This window comes from Luteipulveratus flavus (assembly GCF_029439465.1).
GTDB lineage: Bacteria > Actinomycetota > Actinomycetes > Actinomycetales > Dermatophilaceae > Luteipulveratus > Luteipulveratus flavus.
Genome location: NZ_JAROAV010000055.1, coordinates 59,002 through 67,377, shown reverse-complemented (window position 1 = coordinate 67,377; position 8,376 = coordinate 59,002). Strand labels below are relative to the sequence as shown.

Below are 8,376 nucleotides of genomic sequence, written 5' to 3'. Positions count from 1 at the left end.
GGTGCCCGTCGGTCGAGTAGGCGAGCCCCCAGGGCGAGCCGTATCGAGACCTGGTGAGGATGGTCTCGATACGGGCCTCACTTCGTTCGCCTTGCTCGACCGGCGGGGCTGGTCAGGGGGTGAGGGTGGCGAGGTCGCGCTCGGCGTAGAGGCGGTGCTCCCACTCCTCGTTCAGGACGATCAGCAGCGGCTCGCGCACCGGGAACGACACCGGCGGCGGCCAGCCGGGACCCTCGACGGGCTCGGTCTTACGGTCCAGGTCCTCGTCGGTCAGGCCGTCCACGTACGCGCGAACGGTGGCCATCCGGTCCTCCCGCAGCGCGAGCGCCTCGTTCAGCGTCGGCCGTACGGACCGGTCCCGCGGCACGCCGGGCGTGTCGGGCATCTGGTCCCAGGGCAGGTCCAGCGGGTGCCACGGCGACGGGTCGCCGAGCAGCGCCCGACGTACCCACGCGTCCGTCGCGAACGCCAGGTGCCGCAGCGTCTCGATGAACGACCACTCCCCGTCGACGGACTCGTGCAGCAGCGCCGGGTCCAGCGCGCGCGCCGTGTCGACCGTGCCGGTCCACAGCTCCTCGACCGTGTCCCAGGCCGTACGGAACCCGTCGGCGTCGGTCGGCCGCATCAGCACCCGGCCGGGGTGGCGGCGGTCGAGCTCGGCGGTGATGAGCGGGCCCACGTCGACGCCGTTGATCGTGAGCCGCTCGATGTCGGCCTTGATGTCGACGTCGATCAGGTCGACGCCGTGCAGGACCGCGCCGTTGAACGCGACGCCCTCCATCCGGGCGCCGCTGAGGTCGACGTGCTCGAACCGGGCGCCGGTCAGGTCGACCTGCTGGAACGTGCTGCCGCTCAGGTCGTGCTGGGTGAAGTCCGCCATGGCGGGCACGCTAGCCACGGTTCCGGACGCTCCGGTGCCGGAACCGAGGAAGCGGCCGCCCAGCACGGCGAGCTGCGGCCATGGCAGGCTCGTCCCATGACCGTGCCCGAGCCGCCCGCGTCCGCGACCGCGGGGACCGACGACGGCTCGCGCGACCCCCGCCTCGAAGTGCCCTTCGGCGTCCGGGTGGCAGCGTGGTGGTCGGTCTGCTTCGTCGCGATCGTCCTCGGCCTGGTCGTGCTCGTCCGGCTGCTCAACAGCATCAGCCTCGTCACCGTCACGATGGCCGTCGCCGTCATGATCACGGCTCTGCTCGAACCCCTCGTACGACTGCTGGTCCGGGCCGGTGTGCCTCGCGCACTCGCGGGCGTCGGCGTCTTCGTGCTCGGGATCGCCGGGCTCGCGGTCGCCGTCTGGTTCGTCGTGTCGCAGGTGACCGACTCGGCCGGCGACATCCAGACCCAGCTGAACCAGGCGGCCGACGACATCCGCAACTGGCTCATCACCGGCCCGCTGCACCTGAGCGCGCACGACGTCGACGAGTACACGACCGACCTCGGCGACACGATCAGCTCGCACCGCAGCACCATCGTCAACGGCTTCCTGCAGACCGCGACCAGCGCCGTCGGCGTCCTCTCCGGCGCGGTGCTGTGCCTGTTCGCGACGCTCTTCCTGGTGCTGGACGACGGCCGCATCTGGCGGTGGTTCGTCCGCATCTTCCCCGTGCACGCGCGTGCGCACGCGAACGAGGGCGGCGTCGCCGCGTGGCGCACCCTCACCGTCTACATGCGCAGCCTCGTGCTGCTCGCCGCGCTCAACTCCCTGGCGATGGTGCCGGTGATGATGATCGCCGGCATGCCGCTCGTGGTCCCGATGGCGGTGCTGCTGTTCCTCGGTTCGCTCGTACCCCTGATCGGCGTGCTCGTCGCGGGTGTCGTCGTCTGCCTCATCGCGCTGGTCGCCAGCGGCCTGACCACCGCGATCGTCATGGCGGTCGCGCTGATCCTGGTCGTGCAGCTGTTCGGCAACCTGGTGAACCCGATCATCCTGGGCAAGGCCGTCGACATCCACCCGCTCGCGATCCTGGTCTGCGTCACGGGCGGGACGATCCTCGCGGGTATCTTCGGGGCGTTCGTGGCGGTGCCGCTGGTGGCCGTGATCAACAACGTCGTGCACGCCGTACGGCGGCAGCACCGGAGCTCGACCGGCGTCGTCCGCGAGCAGGAGGCCTGAGATGTCCGCACAGCAGCCGGGGACGTTGCGCCGCATCGGGCTGCGCGCCTTCCGGGCGCTCCCGGCGGCGCCGAGCCACGCGATCATCCGGCTCGCCGCGCCCACGTTCAGCATGGGTGCGGTGGCCCTGATCGAGTACCAGGGCCGGGTCCTCGCGCTGCGCCAGACGCACCGCACCGGGTGGAGCCTGCCGGGCGGGCTGGTCGACCGCGGCGAGCTGCCCGAGGACGCCGTCGTACGGGAGGTGCAGGAGGAGACCGGTCTCCGGGTCACGTCCGGCGACGTGTTCGCCTCGGTGGTCGACCCGGGCGTCCGCCACATCGACATGATCTACCGCATCGAGTGCGCCACCGAGCCGTTGGTGCAGGTGGCCAGCGAGGCGCGCGCCGCCGCGTGGTTCGCGGTGCACGAGCTGCCCGACCCGGACACGCCGACGAGACGGATCATCGCGGCGGTCGAGGCCGCCCACACCGTCCCGCGACCCGGCGAGGTCCTGAGCCCCTGACCGGGCACCGTCCAGGTCAGCGCAGCAGTCCGGCCTCGCGCGCGGCGGTCACCGCGGCCGTCCGGGAGTCGACGCCGAGCTTGGCGTAGATGTGCACCAGGTGCGACTTCACCGTCGCCTCGGTGACGAACAGCTGCTTGGCGATCGCCCGGTTGGTCAACCCTGCGGCGAGGAGTCGCAGCACGTCCAGCTCGCGCGGACTCAGCGTGCGGACGGGGGAGCGCAGCCGGCTGACGAGCCGTTGCGCGACGACGGGCGCCAGCACGGTCTCGCCCGCTGCGGCGCGGCGTACGGCGTCGACCAGCTCTTCGGGTGGTGCGTCCTTGAGCAGGTAGCCGGACGCGCCCGCCTCGACCGCGCGCAGGATGTCGGCGTCCGTGTCGTACGTGGTGAGGATGAGCACCCGAGGCGGGTCGGGCAGCGCCAGGACCCGCTCGGTGGCGGCCACCCCGTCCATGCCGGACCCGAGCTGCAGGTCCATCAGGACGACGTCGACGGGTCGGCCGCGCACCGCCTCGACCGCCGCCTCGCCGCGGTCGGCCTCGGCGACGACCTCGACTCCCGACGCCTCCAGCAGCGCCCGCAGACCGGCCCGGACGACCGGGTGGTCGTCCACGAGCAGTACGCGGGTCACGCGGTCGCTCCGGTGCCGAGGGGTACGGACGCGGCCACGGCCGTCCCGTCGCCAGGCGTCGACTCCACGGCCAGCGTGCCGCTCAGCCCGGTCAGTCGCTCGCGCATCGCTCGGAGCCCGAAACCGCTGCCGTTGCTGCGGATCGGCGTGTCAGACGGGTCGAAGCCGCGGCCGTCGTCCACGACGTCCAGCTGGGTGGCGTCGTCCTGGTAGGTGATGGTCAGCGTCACCCGGTCGGCCGCCGCGTGCTGACGGACGTTGGCCAGCGCACCCTGCGCGATGCGCAGCAGCGCGACCTCGACCGCGGTCGGCAGCGCGCGCGGCTCTCCGTCGACCACCAGGTCGGTGCGGATGCCGGTCTGCTCGTGCAGCCGGTCGAGCAGCCGCCCGAGTGCGGCGGGCAGCGGCGCCTCCTCCAGCTCGTCGGGCGTGAGCGCCTGGACGACCGTCCGCGCGTCGGCCAGACCGGTCGCGGCGGTGCGCTCGATCTGCTCGATGAGGCCTCGCAGCCGGACGGCGTCGCCGGCCAGGCCCGCCCGCGACAGCAGCACGATCGAGGAGAACCCCTGGGCGAGGGTGTCGTGGATGTCGCGCGCCAGCCGTGAGCGCTCGGCGAGCACGCCGGCCTGACGCTGGGCGACCGCGAGCTCGTCGTACGTGGAGAGCAGGTCGTCCCGGGCGACGGTGAGCTCGTGGACGAGCCGGCGGCGTTCCTCGCTCTCCTCGCGCAGCCGGCTGTAGACCCAGGCCACCCCGATCGCCACCAGCGCCCCGAAGGACGGACCGATGACCCGCGCGGCGGCGCTGCCCCCGTCGCCGTCGGCCAGCTGGACCGCGATGACGACGACGGTGATCGCCGCGACGACCAGCAGTGCGGGTACCCGCGGCAGCAGGTGCAGCACCAGGAAGAACAGCGCGAACGCCACCCAGCTCAGCTCCGCGCTCAGCAGGACCGCGACGCCCCACAGAGCCACGAGCCCGAGGAGCCAGACCCGCCCGACCAGCGGACGGGCACCGGGGGCGGCCACCAGGCCGGCGGCGTACCAGAGGGCGATGGCGGCGCAGGCCAGGACGACCCAGGGCAGGTGGTCGCCGACCTGGACGGCGCGGACGGTGCCGACCGCCAGCAGCAGCACGAACAGCCCGTGCATCGCCAGCTGCATGCTGCGGATCACCGGGCTGCTGCCGGTGACGCCGGGCCGGTGCGGGGTGCTCATCGATCCCGACGGTAGCCACGAGGCGGCCCCGGCGCCTCCTCGCGACATCCATCGAACGGTTGACCCGTGGTCCCACCGGTCGCGCGATGGCAGATCTTTGCGGACGCGGTGCCATGGAGTGGTCACCAACCACGCTGTCACGCAAAGGGGTCCTGCATGTTCCTCGCGGTCCGCGACCTGCGGTTCGCCAAGGGTCGGTTCGCTCTGATGGGGGCGGTCGTCGGGCTCATCAGCCTGCTCGTCGTCCTCCTGACCGGCCTCACTGCCGGCCTGTCCCGGCAGAGCATCTCCGCCATCACCTCGCTGCCCGGCGACCGCGTCGCGTTCTCGACGCCCGCCGCGGGCGAGAGCGCGTCGTACGCCTCCAGCCGGCTCTCCCCGTCGGCGCGGGACACCGCGGCCCGACAGCCGGGCGTCACCGACGCGGCGTCGCTGACGCTCGCGCCCGGCCGGGTCGAGGCCGGTGGCAGGCAGGCGGCGGTGACCCTCTTCGCCGCGGAGCCGGGCTCGTTCGTGGCCCCGGCCGGACTGTCCGCCGACCGGGTCGCGGTCGGTGAGGACCTCGCGCGCGACCAGCGGCTGGCGACCGGCGACACCGTCCGGATCGGCGGCCGTTCGTACGCCGTCGCCGAGGTCGTGCCGGACGCGTCGTACAACCACACGCCCGTCGTCTGGGCGCCGCCGTCCGCGCTCGCGGGCACCGCCGGGGGAGGGTCGGTCCTGGTGCTGCGGACCGGGTCGGGGTTCGATCGGGACGGGTTCGAGTGGGCCGTCGGCGCGCGCGTCATGACGGTCGGCGACTCGGTCTCGGCGGTCGGCTCCTACACCGCGGAGAACGGTTCGCTGACGCTGATGCGCGTGCTCCTGATGGCGGTCAGCGCCCTGGTCGTCGGCGCGTTCTTCACCGTCTGGACCATCCAGCGCACGCCGGACCTCGCGGTCCTCAAGGCGATCGGCGCGCGGACCGGCTACCTCGTCCGGGACGCCCTCAGCCAGGCGCTCGTCCTCCTGGTCGTCGGCGGCGGGCTGGGGACGATGCTGGCCGCGGCCCTCGGCCGCCTGGCCGCGCGGTCCGTGCCCTTCGTCGTCGACGCCTCGACGACGCTCGTCCCCCTGCTGATGCTGGTGGCCGTCGGCCTCGTCGGGGCCGCCGGAGCGCTGCGACGCATCGCGACCGTCGACCCGATCACCGCCCTGGGAGCCGCCCGATGAGCACCGCCCTGTCCCTCAGCGACGTCACCGTCACCTACCCCGACGGCGACCGCCGCCTCACCGCGCTCGATGCGGTCTCCCTGGACGTCGCCGCCGGCGAGATGGTCGCCGTGGTGGGGCCGTCCGGCTCCGGGAAATCCACCCTGCTCGCGGTCGCCGGGCTCCTGCTGACGCCCGACAGCGGTCGCCTCGAGATCGCCGGGCAGGACGTCACCGGCCTGGGTCGGGGCCGCGCCGCCGACGTGCGGCGTACGTCGCTCGGCCTGGTGTTCCAGCAGTCCAACCTCATCGCCTCGCTCACCGCCCGCGAGCAGCTGGAGATGGTGGCTCGCCTCGCCGGCCGGCACGGCGCGCCGGTACGAGCGCGCGCCGACGAGCTGCTCGACGCGGTCGGGCTGACCGAGGCGGCGGACCGGCGTCCGCACCAGCTGTCGGGCGGGCAGCGCCAACGGGTCGGCATCGCCCGGGCGCTGATGAACGACCCCGCGCTGCTGCTCATCGACGAACCCACCTCCGCGCTGGACCACGAGCGCGGCGCTGCGGTGGTGGACCTGCTCGCCCGCGTCACCCGGGAACGCGCCGTCGGGACCGTGATGGTCACCCATGACCGGACCACCCTCGATGCGACACACCGGGCGATGGAGATGGTCGACGGGCGACTGGCGGCGCTCGTTCCGTAACGTGTCGGCCATGAGCTCGGGGAGAGGGAATGCAACCACGACGCGCCGTACGGCTCTGCTCGGAGCCGCCGGACTGATCGGACTCACCGCCTGCCAGCGGAGCGAGCCGTCCTCGTCGCCCACCAGCGTGGCGCCCGCAGGCGGCGGTGCCGGGCCGGCGGGCACGACGCCCCCGCCGAGCACGACGAGCACCCCGCCGCCGCTCCCGCAGCTGCCCCGCGGCGGCCGCACGATCCTTCCCGCGTACCGGCTCTTCGGCTACTGCGGCTCGCCGGCCTCACCGGCGCTCGGGCGACTCGGCATCGGCGACCTCGACGAGCGGGTGGAGGAGATGCTCACCCGCTCGACGCCGTACGCGTACGGCCGGCCGGTCCTGCCCGTCCTGGAGCTCATCGCAACGCTGGTCCACCCGGTCCCGGGCGCCGACGGGAAGTTCCGCTCCTGGGTCGCCGACTCCGTCGTGGACACCTACCTCGCCGCCGCGCGTCGGCACCGGGCGCTGCTCGTGCTGAACATCCAGCCCGGGCGCGCCCGGTTCATCGACGAGCTGCGGCACTGGGAGCGCTACCTCGTCCAGCCCGACGTGGGCGTCGCACTGGACCCGGAGTGGGCGGTCCAGCCCGGCCAGGTCCCCGGTCGGGTGTTCGGCAGCACCACCGGTCAGGCGCTCGACGCGTGCGCGGCGTACCTCTCCGGGCTCGTCGCCGAGCACCGGCTGCCGGAGAAGCTGATGATCTACCACCAGCTGCACCTGTCCATCGTGCGCAACGAGGCGGCGCTGAAGCAGCACCCCGGCGTCGCCCTGGTGAAGTCGATCGACGGGATCGGCCGGCGGGACTGGAAGATCAAGGCGTACGACAACATTCGCGCGCAGACGCCGGCGTCGGTGCACAGCGGGTTCAAGCTCTTCTACGAGGAGGACGAACGGTACGGCCCGCTGATGACGCCCGCCGAGGTGATGGCGCTGAGCCCGCAGCCGGAGTACGTGCTGTTCGAGTGAGCGCCGCGTCCGGATGACGTCCGCCTGAGGGCGTTGACCGGAGCCGGACCGAGGTTTTGCCGGGACCTGACCTCGGCCTTTCCGGCACCAGGACGGAACGCTCGTACGGTCGTCCGATCAGTCTCTCGATCAGGACGGATCACCACATGTCGAGCACGAGCAAGCGCATGCGTCTGGCGATGGTCGCCACCGCGGGAACGGTCGCGACGTTCGCGGCGGTCGGGTCGGCGTACGCGGTCGATGGCCCCCAGCCGATCGTCGGCGGGGAGATCGCGCACACGGCGGACGCACCCTGGGCCATCCAGATGTCGAACGTGAACTCGCCCGCGTCCAGCGGTGAGTACTGCGGCGGCACGCTCGTGGCGGCGAACAAGGTGGTGACCGCCGCGCACTGCGTCGAGGGCACGTCGACGTCGGAGTGGACGGCCGTGCAGGGGCGCGACGACCTGAACGACTCCAGCACCGGCAAGGAGTCGAAGATCACCGACATCTGGTACGACCCCGCGTACGGCAACGGCGCCCACGACGTCGCGGTCGTCACGCTGGCCACCCCGTTCGACGGCGTCGCGACGCTGCCGCTGAACCAGGACACCTCCGTCGGCGAGAGCGGCTCGACCGCCACGGTCTACGGCTGGGGCGACACCGAGGGCACCGGCCCGGCGGACACCTTCCAGAAGGTCGACGTGCCCCTGATGGGCGACGCGACGTGCGGCTCGGCGTACGGCGGCGAGTATGTCGGTACGGGCGAGATCTGCGCCGGGTACGACGAGGGCGGCAAGGACTCCTGCCAGGGCGACAGCGGCGGTCCGCTCGTCCTCGGCGGCAAGCTGATCGGCGTCGTCTCCTGGGGCAACGGCTGTGCGGACGCCGGCAACCCGGGCGTCTACTCCGAGGTCGCGACGTACTACGACGAGCTGACGGCGCAGATCGGCTGACCAGACCAGCCCGGGGCCGTGGTGGGTCCCGGCCCCGGGCTCACAACGACGGACGGCCTCGCGGACACTTCCCCCTTTCG

The 8,376-nt window shown here is 72.9% G+C and carries 9 protein-coding genes; 6 read left to right on the top strand and 3 right to left on the bottom strand.

Annotated features, from left to right (window positions below; genetic code table 11):
- Positions 1–112: 112 nt before the first annotated feature.
- Positions 113–880: a DinB family protein gene (locus tag P4R38_RS19455; RefSeq protein ID WP_277193636.1), complete on the bottom strand. Its 768-nt coding sequence runs from the start codon at positions 878–880 to the stop codon at positions 113–115.
- A gap of 96 nt (positions 881–976) precedes the next feature.
- Between P4R38_RS19455 and P4R38_RS19450 the strand changes: the two genes are divergently transcribed.
- Both P4R38_RS19450 and P4R38_RS19445 read left to right on the top strand, forming a co-directional pair.
- On the top strand, positions 977–2,113 hold the full coding sequence (locus tag P4R38_RS19450; RefSeq protein WP_277193635.1) for an AI-2E family transporter: 1,137 nt from the start codon (positions 977–979) through the stop codon (positions 2,111–2,113).
- Position 2,114: 1 nt separating this feature from the next.
- Positions 2,115–2,618: an NUDIX hydrolase gene (locus P4R38_RS19445; protein WP_277193633.1), complete on the top strand. Its 504-nt coding sequence runs from the start codon at positions 2,115–2,117 to the stop codon at positions 2,616–2,618.
- 16 nt (positions 2,619–2,634) lie between these two features.
- On the opposite strand, the gene P4R38_RS19440 is transcribed toward P4R38_RS19445, so the two are convergent.
- Together P4R38_RS19440 and P4R38_RS19435 are read right to left on the bottom strand one after the other, a co-directional pair.
- On the bottom strand, positions 2,635–3,252 hold the full coding sequence (locus P4R38_RS19440) for a response regulator (protein WP_277193632.1): 618 nt from the start codon (positions 3,250–3,252) through the stop codon (positions 2,635–2,637).
- Positions 3,249–4,469 carry a sensor histidine kinase gene (locus tag P4R38_RS19435; protein WP_277193631.1) on the bottom strand — a complete coding sequence of 407 codons (1,221 nt, stop codon included), beginning with the start codon at positions 4,467–4,469 and terminating at the stop codon, positions 3,249–3,251. The genes P4R38_RS19440 and P4R38_RS19435 overlap by 4 nt, the downstream gene beginning before the upstream one ends.
- Positions 4,470–4,625: 156 nt before the next feature.
- Between P4R38_RS19435 and P4R38_RS19430 the strand changes: the two genes are divergently transcribed.
- The 4 genes from P4R38_RS19430 (at position 4,626) to P4R38_RS19415 (ending at position 8,296) form a co-directional block, all read left to right on the top strand.
- Positions 4,626–5,681, top strand: coding sequence for an ABC transporter permease (locus tag P4R38_RS19430; protein WP_277193629.1), 1,056 nt, complete (start codon positions 4,626–4,628; stop codon positions 5,679–5,681).
- Positions 5,678–6,361, top strand: a complete 684-nt coding sequence (locus P4R38_RS19425) for an ABC transporter ATP-binding protein (protein WP_277193627.1) — start codon at positions 5,678–5,680, stop codon at positions 6,359–6,361. Before P4R38_RS19430 ends, P4R38_RS19425 begins: the two co-directional genes overlap by 4 nt.
- 10 nt (positions 6,362–6,371) lie before the next feature.
- On the top strand, positions 6,372–7,361 hold the full coding sequence (locus P4R38_RS19420) for a hypothetical protein (protein WP_277193626.1): 990 nt from the start codon (positions 6,372–6,374) through the stop codon (positions 7,359–7,361).
- 146 nt (positions 7,362–7,507) lie between these two features.
- Positions 7,508–8,296 (top strand): S1 family peptidase, encoded by a 789-nt coding sequence (locus P4R38_RS19415; protein WP_277193624.1) that lies wholly within the window; start codon positions 7,508–7,510, stop codon positions 8,294–8,296.
- The last annotated feature ends 80 nt before the right edge of the window (positions 8,297–8,376 follow it).